Annotated in this window: 11 protein-coding genes and 1 pseudogene; all 12 read right to left on the reverse strand. The window is 70.8% G+C overall.

All coding sequences use genetic code 11. The features are described from left to right. Nucleotides 1-153, reverse strand: a pseudogene (locus D7Y21_RS24350) (prepilin peptidase); the annotation flags it as partial. Nucleotides 154-265: 112 nt separating this feature from the next. Continuing rightward, nucleotides 266-1126: an FHA domain-containing protein gene (locus D7Y21_RS24355; RefSeq protein ID WP_120568112.1), complete on the reverse strand. Its 861-nt coding sequence runs from the start codon at nucleotides 1124-1126 to the stop codon at nucleotides 266-268. Between the two features lie 63 nt (nucleotides 1127-1189). Beyond that, complete coding sequence (locus D7Y21_RS24360) at nucleotides 1190-3418, reverse strand: hypothetical protein (protein WP_147469364.1); 2229 nt, start codon at nucleotides 3416-3418, stop codon at nucleotides 1190-1192. Nucleotides 3419-3420: 2 nt separating this feature from the next. Next, entirely contained in the window at nucleotides 3421-4950 is a 1530-nt protein-coding gene (locus D7Y21_RS24365) for a hypothetical protein (RefSeq protein ID WP_121716011.1), read from the reverse strand. Nucleotides 4951-5116: 166 nt separating this feature from the next. After that, nucleotides 5117-7225 carry a glycine--tRNA ligase subunit beta gene (glyS, locus tag D7Y21_RS24370; RefSeq protein WP_121716013.1) on the reverse strand — a complete coding sequence of 703 codons (2109 nt, stop codon included), beginning with the start codon at nucleotides 7223-7225 and terminating at the stop codon, nucleotides 5117-5119. Beyond that, the gene (gene glyQ / locus D7Y21_RS24375; RefSeq protein ID WP_120568116.1) at nucleotides 7215-8207 is read right to left on the reverse strand and encodes a glycine--tRNA ligase subunit alpha; all 993 of its coding nucleotides are present in this window, start codon (nucleotides 8205-8207) and stop codon (nucleotides 7215-7217) included. Before glyQ ends, glyS begins: the two co-directional genes overlap by 11 nt. Before the next feature lie 89 nt (nucleotides 8208-8296). Further along, entirely contained in the window at nucleotides 8297-10564 is a 2268-nt protein-coding gene (locus D7Y21_RS24380) for a serine/threonine-protein kinase (RefSeq protein WP_121716015.1), read from the reverse strand. Between the two features lie 95 nt (nucleotides 10565-10659). After that, nucleotides 10660-11448: a DNA polymerase beta superfamily protein gene (locus D7Y21_RS24385; protein WP_199724684.1), complete on the reverse strand. Its 789-nt coding sequence runs from the start codon at nucleotides 11446-11448 to the stop codon at nucleotides 10660-10662. Beyond that, on the reverse strand, nucleotides 11445-12734 hold the full coding sequence (locus tag D7Y21_RS24390; protein ID WP_121716017.1) for a DNA polymerase beta superfamily protein: 1290 nt from the start codon (nucleotides 12732-12734) through the stop codon (nucleotides 11445-11447). Before D7Y21_RS24390 ends, D7Y21_RS24385 begins: the two co-directional genes overlap by 4 nt. Nucleotides 12735-12812: 78 nt before the next feature. Beyond that, nucleotides 12813-13826, reverse strand: a complete 1014-nt coding sequence (locus D7Y21_RS24395; protein WP_121716019.1) for a carbohydrate kinase — start codon at nucleotides 13824-13826, stop codon at nucleotides 12813-12815. Between the two features lie 32 nt (nucleotides 13827-13858). After that, nucleotides 13859-14593, reverse strand: coding sequence for a DNA repair protein RecO (gene recO / locus D7Y21_RS24400; protein ID WP_121716021.1), 735 nt, complete (start codon nucleotides 14591-14593; stop codon nucleotides 13859-13861). Nucleotides 14594-14602: 9 nt separating this feature from the next. Next, nucleotides 14603-14989 carry a RodZ family helix-turn-helix domain-containing protein gene (locus D7Y21_RS24405; protein WP_121716023.1) on the reverse strand — a complete coding sequence of 129 codons (387 nt, stop codon included), beginning with the start codon at nucleotides 14987-14989 and terminating at the stop codon, nucleotides 14603-14605. Nucleotides 14990-15002 lie beyond the last annotated feature (13 nt).

The raw sequence follows: 15002 nt of genomic DNA on the forward strand, positions 1-15002 counted from the left end.
CACCCCTTCGGACACACCGCGCACCCCGAGCCCCAACACGATGAGCGGATAGGTCACGGCGTTCGGGATGAGCCGGCGCAGCACGTCGGTCACCACCGCAATCACCAGGGCCACTCCCAGAATCGTCCACAGTGCGAGCTGAGCAGGTGTCATTCGGCACCTGCTCCCATGGGGAGCAGGCGACCCCCATCAAACAATGGAGGCCCTGAGCCCGTCAATTCCTGAACAAGGCCATCGCACCGTGGGGCCCCGCGTCATGCCGGCGTCAGTGGATGACGAGGCGGATCTTCTCGCTGCAGATGAAGTACTCGTCCCCGTCCTCGACCTTGCGGCGCTTGATGCGCTGCTTGTTGAACCAGGTCCCGTTCGAAGAGCCGAGGTCCTCGATGTAGAAGTCGCCGCCGTCGCGGGCGATGACGGCGTGCTCGCGCGACACCTTGCCGGAGTTGATGACGAAGTCGCAGTGCTTGCCGCGGCCGATGACGTAGCGGTCCTTGACGATCTTCTCCTGCTCGCCGGACTCCAGGACGAGGTAGAGCGAGGCGCCCTCCTCCTCGTCCGGCTCCTCCATGGGCTCTTCTTCTTCTTCGGCCTCCTCGGGAGGCTCGTCCTGCATGTCGTCGAGCGGCGGCTCCTCCTGCTCCGGCAGGGGATCCTCCTCGTCCTCGATCATGTCGTCCGCGGACGGCGGGGGCGGCTCGTTCTTGCCCTTGATGAGCCGCTCCAGCTCGGCGGCCGTCTCCAGGACACGCTCGGCGACCTCGCGGCGCACCGGATCATTGTCCAGCCCATTGGAGGACGGGCGTTCTTCCGCGTTGCGCGCGGCGGGACGCGCGGCCGGCGCGGGGGCAAGGACCGGCGGACCGCCCTTGGCCGCGGCGGCCGGGGGTGGCGCGGCGGCCGGACGCGCGGCCGGGGCGGGCGCGGGTGACGGCACCGCCGCCACGGCGGGCTCGCCCTTCGTCCTCACGTCGATGAAGCCGTTGAGACGCGCGAACATGAACAACGCCTGGTTGATGAGCGCGTCGCGATCCGAGCCCATCTGCTGGGCCATCTCTTCGTACGTCTCCCACAGGTGCTCGGCGATGCCGACCTTGCGTGCGGGACGGGAGTTCTGATCGATCATCGGTCTTGGCTCGGGAAATGCTGGACGTAAGGGACGATAGCAGAGCCGCTCGGGCGCGCCCAGTTACTGGAACGCCCGGAGATACGTGAGGTTGTCCAGGTTGTCGCTGATCGACTCCAGGGCCACCTGGAGCACGCCGTCCGCCGAGGGATAGGCGACGTAGGCGAGGCTGGCGCCGGCCACGTCCGTGGCCACCACGGAAGCAGGCAGGGTGTAGAGCGCCAGGCTGCTCGACGGGCCGGTGTCCACGCCGAAGACGTAGCGGCGGAAGCGCGGCAGCAGCGTCACCACGTAGCGGTCACCCGCCACCAGCCGGCTCCCCACGCCGATGGTCGGCGTCAGCGTGAGCGTCAACGGCGCGGGCGCGTAGGTGGTGGGCGACTTGGGCGGCTCCAGGCCCAGGTCGAAGCCGTCCGGGTGGTAGTAGTAGTCCAGGAAGCTGGAGACGGTGTACGCCTCGTCGACGTTCAGCCGCTGCAGGTACGTGTCGCGGGTCTCCGCGCCCGAATAGAGCACGAAGGGCTTCACGTTCGGGCCCGCGCGCACGGAGAACAACGGGAACGACGCGCAGGGCTCCGCCGCGGCGGCGACCGCCGGGTCGGACAGGTTCGGGTAGAGCCGCGTGAGGCCATTTCCCTGGTCCTCCAGGCGCAGGATGGGGATGACCGCCGCGCAGGCGCCCGCGTTGTTCGCCAGGATGATGGAGTCGCCGGGAATCACCCCGCGGGCCGTCACCTGGGTCGTCTCGATGAGGAGCGGAGGATCCTCCTGGGTCAGGTCGCGTGAGAGGCCGACCAGTCCGGGCAGCACGCCCTGGAAGACGAAGCGGTACGTCCCGTTGGGCACCGTGCCGCTGCAGAGGAACGCCGTGGCGTTGGTCGCATCCGTCGCCTGGGGGCAACCGGGCTGTGTCACGGTGATGCCCGGGAACTGATCCGCGCGCGCCAGCTCGCTGCTGTCACGCAGCTCCGCGACCACCGACGAGTTCAGCGGCTTGTTCGCGGAGTCGCGGTCCAGGTTGAACGCGCGCCGCTCGTCCGCGCGGAACAGGGTGATCCTCCCGTCGGACGACGGCATGATGCCCAGGAGCGGAATGGCGGAGAGGTAGGCCACGCCGTCCGCCAGGAGCTCGCGGACCTCCAGGCCCGTGCGCAGCGTGAGGCCCGTGGGCAGACCCGCGGACGGCCGCAGGGTCAGCATGGGCGCGCCGGTGATGTCGCGGGCGAGCACCGGCGCCGCGGACGGAGCCACCACCGGCTCCGGCCCATTGTCGAGCGCGATGACGCCCTCGCAGTCAGACGAGTTGCACGTCAGCTCATCCAGCACCGCGAACACGAAGCGGCCCGCGGGCCAGGTCTCGATGCATACCGTCGTCCCGTCATCCTGGGTCTTCTCAGCACTGCCCGCCGGGCACGTCCCATCATCGAGCCTGGCTTTCTGCACGCTGTAGCTGGGGTGCGTGGCCACGAGCCGCGCCGGGATGTCCACCAGGTCCGCGTAGTCGGGCACCGTGTAGGGCGCCGGCCGCGGCCGCTTGTAGGGGATCTCCACGGAGGCCCCGTCCGCGACGACGCGCACGAGCCGGCTGGTGCCGGACACGTTGCGGATGGCGACCACCAGCGAGTCCGCGAAGTCGGCCCGCGCGGGCAGCGTGAGCATGGACATCACCGTGTCCGCCGGCTTGAGGCAGAAGACAGGCAGCGCGGGAGGCAGCGCGGCCGCGTCGAAGCCCTCCGGGCCGGGCAGTTCCTGGCGCATCACCACCCCGCCGCCGAAGGGACCGCAGAGCTGCTCGGCGGCCTCCGGGCGCGTCTGGAGCGCGTAGTACAGGACGCTCGGCGCGCCCTCCGCCACCGGGGCATGCGCGGCGAAGGCGGTGATGAGCTGGCCTGTCGCCAGCCGCGTCACCTCGTTGAGGCGCGCGCGGCCCGCGGCCACCACGGAGATACCGCGGCCGCCGGAGCTGCGCGCGTAGATGTACGGGCCGGACACGTCGTTGCCGTCGCCGTCGTAGCCCACGTCGCGGGTGAGCGAATCCGGCCGCGCGATGACGGGGATGGCCAGCGGCTCCAGCGGGTTCGGCGCGGGGATGAACTCACGCGGCGTGCGCGTCAGGTCCAGCACGCGCAGCTCATCCCGGTCCTGCGACGTGACGAAGACGAGCTGGTTGGAGAGCACCACGTCGTACGTGCCGGACAGACCGGCGGCGCCCGCGGTGGAGGTGGTGTCGGAGCAGGCGAGCGCGAGGCTCGCGCCGCTCAGCAACAGGGCAGCAAGAAAGCCGCGCTTCAAGGTCAGTTCTCCTGGCACACGCTGGTGCCCTGGTTCGGATCGCGCTGCTGCTGGATGCCCAGCTTCGCCACCACCCGCGCGTCCTGGGGACGCTCCAGGTCGGGGATGTCCACGATGGCCACCTGGCTGTCACCGAAGTTGGTCACGAACAGCCGCGCCGCGTTCGACCCGGCGGGGTTGTCCACCGTCAGCCCGAAGGCCTGCGACGGGTTGCTGGTCTGGTTGAGGTTGTTGACGAGCGGCACCTGCGCCACGACCTGCCCGAGCGCCTCGTCGTAGAGGGACAACGCGCTGTCGCCGGTGCTCGTCACCGCGACGATGTGGGTGTCCGCGTTGGACGTGCCCGGCGCCCGGGAGATGATCTGCATGTCGCTCACGCCGTCGGGCATGGGCACCGCGGAGACCACTCGGAAGAAGGGCTGGGTGGCGGCGGTGCCCGGCACCGCCTCGTACTCGAAGTCGAGGGTAAGCAGCGTGTCCGGGCCGCGCGCCAGCATGTACAGCCGCTCGCGCACGAGGTTCGGACGCACCGCCAGCTCCTCCGCCGTCACCGGACGGGACACCACGCGCACCGCGCGCGCCTCGCGGATGCGGTACACCGCCTGCAGCGAGGGCTCCAGGATGGTACCGGGGTCGTTCTTGTTCACCAGCCGCAGCACGAAGTTGCCGGGCACCGTGCCGCTGATGCCTGCCACGAAGTTGCGGCCCGTCACGTAGAGGTAGCCCGCGCCCACCGTCACCGAATCCGAGCCGCCGTAGAGGTAGCCCTCGGGAGACAGCGGGATGAAGCCCAGCGTGTCGCGCGTGGGGTTGTCCAGCTTCAGCGTGGCCAGGTAGCTCTCGAAGTCGCGGCTGGAGTCGGCGGGTGAGTCCGCCGCCTCCGAGTGCGTCACGTACAGGTTGCCGCTCGCCTCATCCACCGTCACGCCGATGGGCGACGGAGCGCGAGGCAGGCCCGGGCGGCCCTCGTCGCTGAGGGACGAAGGGATGTCGTCGGTGAGCGACAGCGCGCCGTTGCGGCAGTCCACGCCGCCCTGCACGCAGGTGAGCACCGGAGCGCCGTTGGCCTCCACGCGCACGTCCACCGCGTGCAGGTTGTTGCCCTCCGCGCGCGAGGGCACGAACAGGCGCGGAAGCCCCGTGGCCGGGTCCACCCACATGCCCAGTTCGCCCGCGAAGCTGCGGATCTGCACGAGCGATTCGTCCCCGGAGGACAGGTCCTCGAAGGCGAGCGCGGAGTCCGGGAGCACGTCGCCCAGGTAGGGCACCGTGACGGCCTGCCCGTCCACCTGCGTGCTCAGCGTGTCCAGGTTCAGCGCCATCACCGAACCGGAGTCGTAGCAGTTGTCGAAGTTGGCGTTCGCGACGAAGAGATAGCCGTTGCTCGCCGAAGGGCCACCCGCCGCCGGAGGGCGCCAGAACGCCACCCCGCTGGGGTACACGAAACGGGTGGACGGAGGCGGGTTCGGTTCGGATTCAATCGAACACGCCCCGAGGAGCAGCAGCGCGGGAGTCAGGAAGTAGAGGCGCATCAGAGGGGGGCGGAGTGTAGGAACGCGGCCCTGCCCCGGGCAACTGAATAGGGCTACTGCTATTCCCGGCCGCCCTCTCGCCGACATCCGCCCCCATCCGGAGGGCGTGCGCCGCTCCCCTGGTGGGGGAACGGGCGCACTCCGGCGGTGAGCTGGCGACCGGGCCTCAGGCCGCGGCGGTTTCGGCCTGGATCTTGGAAAAGTCCGCTACCTGGTTGAACAGGGCGCCAATCTCCGTGAGGAACCGGATGCGGTTCTCCCGCAGGTCCTTGTCCTCGGCCATCACCATCACCTTGTCGAAGAAGGTGTCCACGGCGGGCTTCAGGCCGGTGATCTCCTTGAGCGCGCCGGCGAAGTCGTCCACGCGCACATGCTCGCCCACCTTGGCGCGCGCCTGGGTGAAGGCGGTGTGGAGGTTCTTCTCCGGCTCGTCGGTGAAGCGCTGCGGGTTGGTCTGCCCGCCGGCCACGTCCTTGCCCTGCTTCTCCACGATGTTGACCACGCGCTTGAACGCCGCCGCCAGCGGCTGGAAGTCCGAGTGGCCCACGAGCACGCTCAGGGCCTCCAGGCGCTTCTTCGCCGCGACGAGATCGTCGAAGCCCACGGCCAGCACCGCCTCCACGACGTCGGTGCGGTGCTGCTCGCCCCACAGCGCCTTGAGGCGGCCGCGGAAGAACTCCAGCACCTGCTCGCGCGGGGCCGCTTCACCCGGCTTGCGCTTCACGTTGGCCAGCTTGGGGGCCAGCAGGCGCAGCGCCTCGTCCACCGCGGCGGACAGGCTGAAGCGGTAGCCGCGCCCCAGCACGATGCGGATGATGGACAGGCACGCGCGGCGCAGCGCGAACGGATCCGCCGCGCCGGACGGCGCCTTGCCGATGGCGAAGATGCCGCACAGCGAGTCCAGCCGGTCCGCCAGACCGATGAGCGCGCCCGCGTCCTGGGACGGCAGCGCGTCCTCGGCGCCGCGGGGCAGGTAGTGCTCGAAGATGGCCAGCGCCACCGCGTCGGGCTCGCCGCCCGCGCGCGCGTACTCGCGGCCCATCACGCCCTGGAGCTCCGGGAACTCGCCCACCATGCCGGTGACGAGGTCCGCCTTGGACAGCGTGGCGGCGCGCTCCACCGTGGCCGCCTCCCCTGCCCTGCCCGTGGCCTGGGCCAGCCAGCCCGCCAGTGCGCGGAAGCGCTCCACCTTCTCCAGGTACGTGCCCAGCTGCCCCTGCCACACCACGCGGCCCAGCTTCTCCACGCGGTCGGCCAGCGGCGTGCGACGGTCCTCGTCGAAGAAGAAGCGCCCGTCCGCGAGCCGCGCCGCCAGCACGCGCTGGTAGCCGCGCAGGGACAGCTGCTCGTCGCGCACCGGCGTGTTGGACACGGCGATGAAGCGCGGCAGCAGCTGCCCCTTCGCGTCCGTCAGCGAGAAGTAGCGCTGGTGGCTCTTCATCTCCTGCACCAGCACCTCCGGCGGCAGGTCCAGGTGGCGCTCCTCGAAGCTGCCCACCACGGGGCTCGGCAGCTCCACCAGGTTCGTCACCTGGTCCACCAGGCCTTCGTCCTCCAGCAGCTGCGCGCCCGCCGCCTTCGCCGCGGCGTTCACCTTGCGCAGCAGCTCCGCGCGGCGCTTCGCGATGTCCGCCACCACGTGCGCCCTCTCCAGCGCGGCCTCGTAGTCCGAGGGCGCCTTCAGCGCGATGGCGCCCGGCGCGAGGAAGCGGTGGCCGTAGGTCGTGCGGCCCGCCTTCACGTCGCCCAGCACCACCGGCAGCTCCGTGTCGCCCAGGAGCGCCACCAGCCACTGCACCGGGCGCGCGAAGGCCGTGTCCACGTCACCCCAGCGCATGGACTTCTTGAAGTTGATGCCGTGCACGGCCGCGTGCACCGCGTCCTGGAGGATGGCCTCCGCGGGACGGCCCTTCTCCTCCACGCGCGCGGAGAGGTACTCGCCCTTGGCCGTGGTGGTGCGCCCGAGCGCGTCCACGGACAGCTTGAGGCTTTCGGCGAACTTCTCCGCCGCCTTGGTGGGCTTGCCCTGCGCGTCGAAGGCGGCCTTGGCGCTGGGGCCCAGCACCTCCTTCGTGATGTCCTCGCCCGCGTCCGCCACGTCGCGGACCAGGACGGCCAGCCGGCGCGGCGTGCCGAACGTGCGCACCTCGCCGTGCTTCAGGCGGGCGTCGGCCATGCGCTCGGTGAGCACGCGCTTCAGGTCCTCCAGCGCGGGGACGATGAACGACGCCGGGATCTCCTCGGCACCGACCTCCAGCAGAAGATCACGCGCCACGGGCCACCTCCGTCTTCTCCTTCTTCTCCACCGGCTTGTTGAGCTGCACCGTCTTCCAGTAGTCGCTGGCGGGCTTGCCCTCCAGCACCGGCGGCTGCTCCCCCACGGTCCACGGCGTCTTCGTCAGCGGGTAGCCCAGCCGCTCGCGCATCTGGAGATACCCTTCCGCGCACAGGCGCGCGTTGTCACGCACGCGCTTGATGAAGTTGGCGCGCTCGGTGACGGAGATGGCGCCGCGCGCGTCCAGCAGGTTGAACGTGTGCGAGCACTTCAGCGCGTAGTCGTACGCGGGCATCGGCAGGTGGCGCTCGATGAGCCGCTTGCACTCCTTCTCGTACGCGTCGAACATCGAGAAGAGCATCTGCGGGTCGGACTCGTGGAGGGCGTACTTGCTCATCTCCACTTCGTTCGCGTGGAAGATCTCGCGGTACTTCACGCCCTTGACCCACTCGATGTCGTAGACGTTCTCCACGCTCTGCAGGTTCATCATCAGGCGCTCGAGCCCATACGTCAGCTCCGCGGACACGGGGCGGCAGTCGAAGCCGCCGCACTGCTGGAAGTAGGTGAACTGCGTCACCTCCATCCCGTCGCACCACACCTCCCAGCCCAGGCCCCAGGCGCCCAGCGTGGGGGATTCCCAGTCGTCCTCGACGAAGCGGATGTCGTGCTCCAGCGGATCCATTCCCACCTTCCGCAGCGACTCCAGGTACAGCTCCTGGACGTTCTTGGGCGCGGGCTTGAGGATGACCTGGAACTGGTGGTGCTGGAACAGGCGGTTCGGGTTCTCACCGAAGCGGCCGTCGGCGGGACGCCGCGAGGGCTGCACGTACGCGATGTTCCAGGGCTCGGGACCGAGCGCGCGCAGGAACGTGTACGGGGCCATCGTGCCCGCGCCGACTTCCGTGTCGTACGACTGGGTGACGATGCATCCCTGGTCGGCCCAGTGCTTCTGGAGCGTGAGGATGAGGTCCTGGAAATACATGTTGGCGAGTCCTTCTCGCAGTGCGTCGAAGGCAGAGGCGGAACGCGGCGGACCCTAGTGAGGGGGTCCAGGAGCGTCAAGGACGGCGGTCAGTTCGAGTAGGCCGGGAGGTCGGCCAGTCGAATCTGCAGCTTCGTCACCTCGCCGGGACGGATGGGAGCGGACAACAGCTTGCTCGTACCGCCGGGGTCCTGAGGGTCCACCACGCGCAAACGGTACGTCCCGATGGGCAGGGGGAACTTGATCAGCGGGGACGTGCCCAACTGCGTGGCGCCGTCGAACACGGCCGCGTTCTTCGGCACCGTGTAGAGCGTCAGCCACCCCAGGCCCGCCTTCGCCGCGCCCTTCGAGGTGGTCGTGTCGAGCACCTCCGGGTTCTCCACCTGCGTGACAGTGGTGACGGGCTCCGGCGGCCGCTCGGAGGGCTCGGGCTTCGAGGGGCGCGTTTCCGCCTTCGCCACCGCGGGCGCGTCCGTCGTGGCGGCCGGCTTCGTCTTGCGTCCGCCCTTGCCGGCGGGGGGCTTCTTCGCGTCGGCGGGCGTCGCGTCCACCACCGGTTCGGGCGTGGGCGGCTCCTCCACCGGCGCCTGCGCGGGCTCAGGGGTGGTCTTCTGGACGAAGCCCGGCGGAGGACCGGAGGGCTTCGGCGGCCACTGTCCGTTCGCGGCGGGGTCCACGGGCGGCGCCGGATCCAGCTCCGCCTTCACCCACTGCTTCGCGGAGTCGAACGCCGGCATGAACACGCGGCGCACGGGCTCGAGCGTCGCCAGCCAGGCCACGCCGCCCAGGATGAGGAGCAGGAACAACCGCATGCCCCAGCCGGAGCCCTCGCGAGCGGGCGGGGCCACGGGGGGCGCTTCAACGGACTCCTCTTCCTCCACCTGCCGCGAGGGCCGCGTGGTGCCGCGCACCGGACGGGCCTTGAAGCGCTGGGTCTGGAGTTCGCTGGGCGGATCCATCAGCCCGTCGGACTGGGCCTCGTCGCGGGCCTCGGCGGGCTCGGGCCGCGCGCTGGGACGGGCCCTCGAGGGCCGCACGGCGTCAGCGGGAGGACGGATGACCCGGGGAACGGGCGTCCCGTCCGCCCCCGAGGGCCGCTGCGCTCGCGGCGTCACGGCGGGCGTGTTGAGGCGGGAAGCGCGGGCATCCACGGCTTCATTGGCGGGACGCGGGGTCGCGCGGGGCGCGGGCGTCGAGGACTCGGCCGCGGTGCGGCGGACGGGCGTGGGCTTGAAGGACGCCGCGACGTCCGCGGACGGGGCCTCCGCGTGCGGCGACTTCACCTGCGCGGTGGCGGCGGAGGCGGCCTGCTCACTGCCCTCCTCCACCTGGAGCGCGCCGGCGGCCTCGCTGACGCGGGCGTCCTCGGCGCGGCTGGCCAGCTCCAGGAGCGTGCGCGTCTTCTGGCGCTTCTCCTCGAAGAGCTCGCCCATGACGGCGGTCATCTGGTCTTCGTCGAACAGCTCGGAGCCCAGCGTGGCCTCGATGGCGCGCGCCATCTCCCGGCAGGTGCCGAAGCGCTGGGCGGCATCGCGCGACAGCGCCTTGAGCACCACGGCTTCCAGCGCCTCCGGCACGGCCGCGTTGAGCGAGCGCGGCGCGGGGATGTCCCCGTCCACGATCTGCATCATCACGGCGGCTTCGCCGGGGGCGTTGAACAGGCGCTGTCCGGCCAGCAGTTCGTGGAGCATCACGCCCGTGGAGAACTGGTCGCTGCGGCCATCCAGGTCCTTGTTGCGGACCTGCTCCGGGGACATGTACCCGCTGGTCCCCTTCACGGTGCCCACCTGCGTGCGGCCCAGCTTGCCGCGCGCCTTGGCGATGCCGAAGTCGATCACCTTCACGACGCCGTCGTAGGTGAGCATCACGTTCTTCGGGGACACGTCGCGGTGCACCACCGCCACGGGGCGGCCCGACGGATCCATGAAGTGGTGGGCGTAGTGCAGGCCCAGGCACGTGTCGCGAATCACGCGCGCGCTGAAGCCCAGCGGCAGCGCGTACTTGCGCCGCTCCGCCATCTTCACCACCTGCTCCAGGTTCTGGCCGGGCAGGAACTCCATGGCGAGGTACAGCTCGCCGTCCTCCTCCCCCAGGTCGAACACCTGTCCGATGTTCGCGTGCGAGAAGGCCGCGGTGATGCGCGCCTCGTCGAGGAACATCTTGACGAACTGGTCGTCCTTCTTGATGTCGGGGAGGATCTGCTTCACCGCCACGAACTTGCGGAAGCCACCGGGGCCGGAGGTGTACGCGAGGAACAGCTCCGCCATCCCGCCCATCGAGAGGCGGGTGAGGATCTCGTACTTTCCGATGCGCCGCCCCCGGTCGGGATCGTCTCCGGCGACTCCCTGCGTGCTCATGGCGGGCGCGGATGTTACCCGCCGAACCCTCCCAGGTCGATGACCGTCTTTCCAGACGGCCCCCACCCCGGCCTCCGGAGTCCGGTGAAAGCGGATTAGGCGCCGAACCGCCGTCGCCGCACGTCGAGCATCCAGCCTTCGAGCGCGGCCACGGCCGGCGGTTGTGGCTCCAGAGGCAACACGGAGGCCGCGTCCGCCGCGTCGAGCACCGCGAAGGCGCGTGTCACCTCCCGCTGCCACTCTTCGCTGAGGGCGTCGGTCAGCTCGATGCGCTCACCGCTCCGCTTGCGCTCCACCAGCGTGCGGGCTTCGCCAAAGCCATACGGTTCCAGCAGGACGGTGACGTCCGTCTCCACTTCGCCCGTGCGCAGCGCATGCGTCCCGGTGAGCGTCGTGCGCAGCACGTACAGCAACTTCTTCACGGAGCGGAATCCGCTCTTCTCCCACTCGCGGAACTGCCCCTGTCCGAAGCCGCGGTAATGCCGGTGGATGCGCCGCGACAGCGCGGCCCGTACCAGCGGCCGCAGCGACTCCAGCTCCGGCAGGGCCCGCACGGTGATGGCGCCCAGCACCCGCTCGATGTAGTTGCCGTTGCCCTGGAGGATGCCCAGCAGCACGGGCTGCAGCTCGTTGGACGAGTAGTCCACCTCCACGCCCTCCAGCACCTCCAGCCGCTCCGCCGGCACGTGCCGGGGCTGGAGGCCGAGGAGCGCGGTGGTGGGCGCGATGTGGATGGCCTTGAGGTCCAGGTCGCTGTCATGCGACGGGAAACCGTACGCATGCGCGCCGGACAGCGAAATGACCAGGTGCTCGCGCTGGAGGGACTCCGCGTCCAGCACGCGGTCCGCCATGCGCTCCTGATGCTCCGTCACCCTGCCCTTCATTCCATCCCTCCTTCCAGCGCCGGAGCCTCCGGCGCGTCACGGCCCAGCGGGCCGGGCGTCTTCAAGACCCAGCGCCGCGCCACCTCGTCCCCCACGCGACGCAGCAACCGGTCCGCGCGGGCGTAGTCCGGATGCTCCGGCAGCCGGCTCTCGCGGTGCGCGGCCTCCAACGCCGGCGCCATCGCCTCGGCGTCGCGCAGCACGTCCTCCAGTGGCACCTGGCCCCCCTTGATGTCGAGCAGCCGCGCCTTCAACGCCCCCGTCGCCTCGAAGCCAGGCACACCGTCGCGCAGCCAGCCCGTCGCCAGCGCCACCAGCCGCAGCAGGTTGTACGCGTTCTTCGGCCGCAGCTCCCGCGCGGACGGAGGACGCTGGCCGCCGCCGCGCGCGTACGCCGTGAGCGCCGCGAAGTCGTTCGACGCGAGCAGCCCCTGGTCCCAGAGCGAGCGGTAGAGCTGCTTGACGTACGTCTTCGCCGCGAGCACCGCATCCTCGGGCGTGGGCGCGGCACGAGGCGACACGGCGGACAGGCGACGAGCGACCTCGTCCAGGTCCGGCGTGGGCTCCTCGCACAGCCACGCGAGCAGCAGGTCGCGGTGCTCGGCCAGCCGCTGACTGCGGGTGAGCTTGTCGAGCTGGCTCATGGCGTAGCGCCCGAAGCTGCCGAAGATGGCCTTGGAGACGAACGCCTCGCGCGCCTCCAGCACCCACGTGCCCAGCTCGTCCACCGCCGTCGCGCCGGGGACGAAGAGGGTCTCCAGCGTGTTCGGATCCGCGCGCAGCGCCTGCTCCACCGTCTTGCGGACCTCCCAGTACGTGGTGCTGCCATCCGCGCTCACCAGGTCCTGCGGCGGCTGCCCCAGGCCGAGCGTCCACGGAAGCGGCAGCGCGAACACACCGCGCACGTCCACGTCGGAGCGCTCATCCGCGAGCCCCCAGGCGTGACTTCCCACGCGCGTCTCCAGCACCACGCACGGCCGCAGCGCGCCCCAGGCCGCCTCGCGCCGCTGAGCGAACTGCACCTGTCCCGCGCGCCGGGGCACCAGCTCGTCGCGCGCGAACCACACCTCGCCCACGCCGACGATCTGCACGTCGAAGCCGCCGTCATGCGCGCGCACCACGCGGCCCACCACGCCCTGGGGGATGCGGCGTCCCCCGGACGCCACACGCTCCACGCGGGTCGTGACCTCGGTGCCATGCGGCAGGGGCACCGATAGCCGGTCGATCTGCTCCAGCCCCCGGACGCGAGCCGGAGCGGAGGAAGAAGTCTCACGGGTGTCGCTCATCGGTCCCTCCTGGATGGGATGGTGGGCCACGCAGGACGCAGCGAAGCACACGATCCTGACCCGGCCCGGCGCTTCCCGTCAGCGCGCGATGCGTCGCACGGCGGGCCGAGCGGGCAGCAGCCCCTCCACTTCGGATGCCACGGGGAGCGCCGCCACCGCGCCCAGCTTCGTCACCACCCGAGCCCCCACGCCCGCCGCGAAGGTCATCAGCGCGACCAGTTCCTCGCGTGTCGCATCCTCCAGCGAGCGCGCGTCGCCGTACCAGCGCACCAGGCCGCTCAACATGGCGGACACGAAGCCATCACCAGCGCCTGTCGTGTCCACCACCGTCACCTGGGGCGAGGGAACGGAGAGGACCTCCCCCCGCGAGAGGAACACCGCACCGCGAGGGCCCAGCGTCACCACGGGCAGCCGCACGCCCTTCGCGGCCAGGACGTGCAGGGCCGCCTCGGGCGAGTGCTCGCCGGTCGCGAAGTGGATCTCCTCCTCGGAAAGCTTCACCACCGTGCACAGCGGGAGCATGCGCCCCAGGAGCGCCTTCAACTCCTCGGGCTGCGTCCACATGTGCAGCCGCAGGTTCGGATCACAGCTCACCAGCATCCCGGCCTCACGTGCCAGGGTGAGCATGCGCACCATGGCCTCGCGCGCCTCCGGCAGGAGCAGGGAGTTGGAGCCGCAGTGCAGCGCCTTCGCGCGCCGCACGAAGCCACCGTCCACGTCGGAGTCGTCCAGCAGGAACTCCGCGGACCGCGTCCGGAAGTACGTGAAGCTGCGCTCGCCATGCGCGTCCAGCGAGACGAACAACAAGCCCGTGCGCGCGTGGTCCACCTGGCGCAGGCGGCTCACGTCCACGCCGTCCGCCGCCAGCCGGTCGCGCAGGAAGTGGCCGAACTCATCGGAGCCCACCACGCCCACCATCGCCGAGCGCAGGCCCAACCGCGCGAGCCCCACGGAGACGTTGGCCGGTGAGCCTCCCGGCGATGGCTTCCAGGCCTCCACGTCCCGCACGCGCGTGGCGCCACCGGCCACGGGAAGGAAGTCCACCAGCGTTTCGCCGACACACACCACGTCCAGCGGCCCGGCTTCGTGCATGACAGCTCCCCCTGGGGACCGCGTGCTGCCCGTCAGTCCAGGCCCACCTGCGCCATGAAGTCCACGCTCTTGAGCTTGCGGCCCACGTGGTGCGCGATGAAGACGTTGAGCAGGCCCCGAGCCCGCGCGCGGAGGTCCGCGGGCAGCGGCGTGCGTTGCCCCTCCTGGAGCGAGCGCAGACCGGACAGCAGCGCCACCGGCACCGGCACCGAGTCACGCGCGCGTCCGCCACACGGCTCGCACACCGCGCCACCGTGGCCCTGGTCGAACCGGGGCCGCTCGCCGGGCAGGCCGCCACACAGCGTGCAGGAGTCGAAGCGCGGCATCAACCCCGCCTGCGCCAGCGCCGCCAGCTCGAACGCGAGCAACGACGTGGGCCCGGCCTCCTTCGCGTCCAGCCGCTGCAGGTAGCCCTCCACCAGCTCGAACAGCTCCGGGTGCGGTTCATGTTCGCGCGTGAGCTCGCGGCACAGCTCCACCGCGTACAGCGCCCGGGCGATGAGCGACAGGTCCTCGCGCGCGGCGTAGAAGCCCGCGACGATGTCCGCCGAGTCGATCCGCACCGTGCTGCCGCGCGTCTCCACGAGCTGCACGCGCAGCCGCATGAACGGCTCCAGCGCCCCCGCGAACCGGCGCTTGCTCTTGCGCGCGCCCGCGGCGAACGCGGTCAGCTTGCCGTGCTCACGCGTGAGCAGCGTCACCAGCCGGTCGGACTCGCCATAGTCGACCGTGGACAGCACGAACGCGTCGTCGGCGTACCGCTCCATGATCCCTCTTCAACGCGCCGCGGGGGGCGGAAGCTTCCCGGACAGCACCAGGAACAGCCCCGCGCCCAGGAGCAGGACCGCCAGCAGCACGGACAGGATGACGTACGCCCGCTTGCGCCGCGCCTTCTCGAGCTGCGCCGGCGAAGGCGCGGGCACCGCCCGGTCCACCTCCTCGTAGCGCAGCGCCGCTTCCTCCGGCGACAGGCCGATGACCTGCGCGTACGCGCGGATGTAGTTCAGCACGAACACGCGCTCGGGCAGCCGCTCCACCTGCCCCGCCTCCAGCGCCGCGACGAGGCTGGGGGGAATCTTCGTCTCCCGGGAGACGTCCTCGCGCGACAGGCCGCGAAGCTCGCGCTGCTGGCTGAGGTATTTACCGAAGTCGACGTGGTCCACGGTCTTTCGGGGC

The sequence above is a fragment of the Corallococcus sp. AB045 genome (assembly GCF_003668895.1).
Classification (GTDB): Bacteria; Myxococcota; Myxococcia; order Myxococcales; family Myxococcaceae; genus Corallococcus; species Corallococcus coralloides.

What these genes read in the sequence shown, in the direction of transcription:
- D7Y21_RS24355 (WP_120568112.1), bottom strand. Translation starts at nt 1,126, where the DNA reads ATGATCGATCAGAACTCCCGTCCCGCACGCAAGGTCGGCATCGCCGAG.
- D7Y21_RS24365 (WP_121716011.1), bottom strand. Translation starts at nt 4,950, where the DNA reads ATGCGCCTCTACTTCCTGACTCCCGCGCTGCTGCTCCTCGGGGCGTGT.
- glyQ (WP_120568116.1), bottom strand. Translation starts at nt 8,207, where the DNA reads ATGTATTTCCAGGACCTCATCCTCACGCTCCAGAAGCACTGGGCCGAC.
- D7Y21_RS24380 (WP_121716015.1), bottom strand. Translation starts at nt 10,564, where the DNA reads ATGAGCACGCAGGGAGTCGCCGGAGACGATCCCGACCGGGGGCGGCGC.
- D7Y21_RS24385 (WP_199724684.1), bottom strand. Translation starts at nt 11,448, where the DNA reads ATGAAGGGCAGGGTGACGGAGCATCAGGAGCGCATGGCGGACCGCGTG.
- D7Y21_RS24390 (WP_121716017.1), bottom strand. Translation starts at nt 12,734, where the DNA reads ATGAGCGACACCCGTGAGACTTCTTCCTCCGCTCCGGCTCGCGTCCGG.
- D7Y21_RS24395 (WP_121716019.1), bottom strand. Translation starts at nt 13,826, where the DNA reads ATGCACGAAGCCGGGCCGCTGGACGTGGTGTGTGTCGGCGAAACGCTG.
- recO (WP_121716021.1), bottom strand. Translation starts at nt 14,593, where the DNA reads ATGGAGCGGTACGCCGACGACGCGTTCGTGCTGTCCACGGTCGACTAT.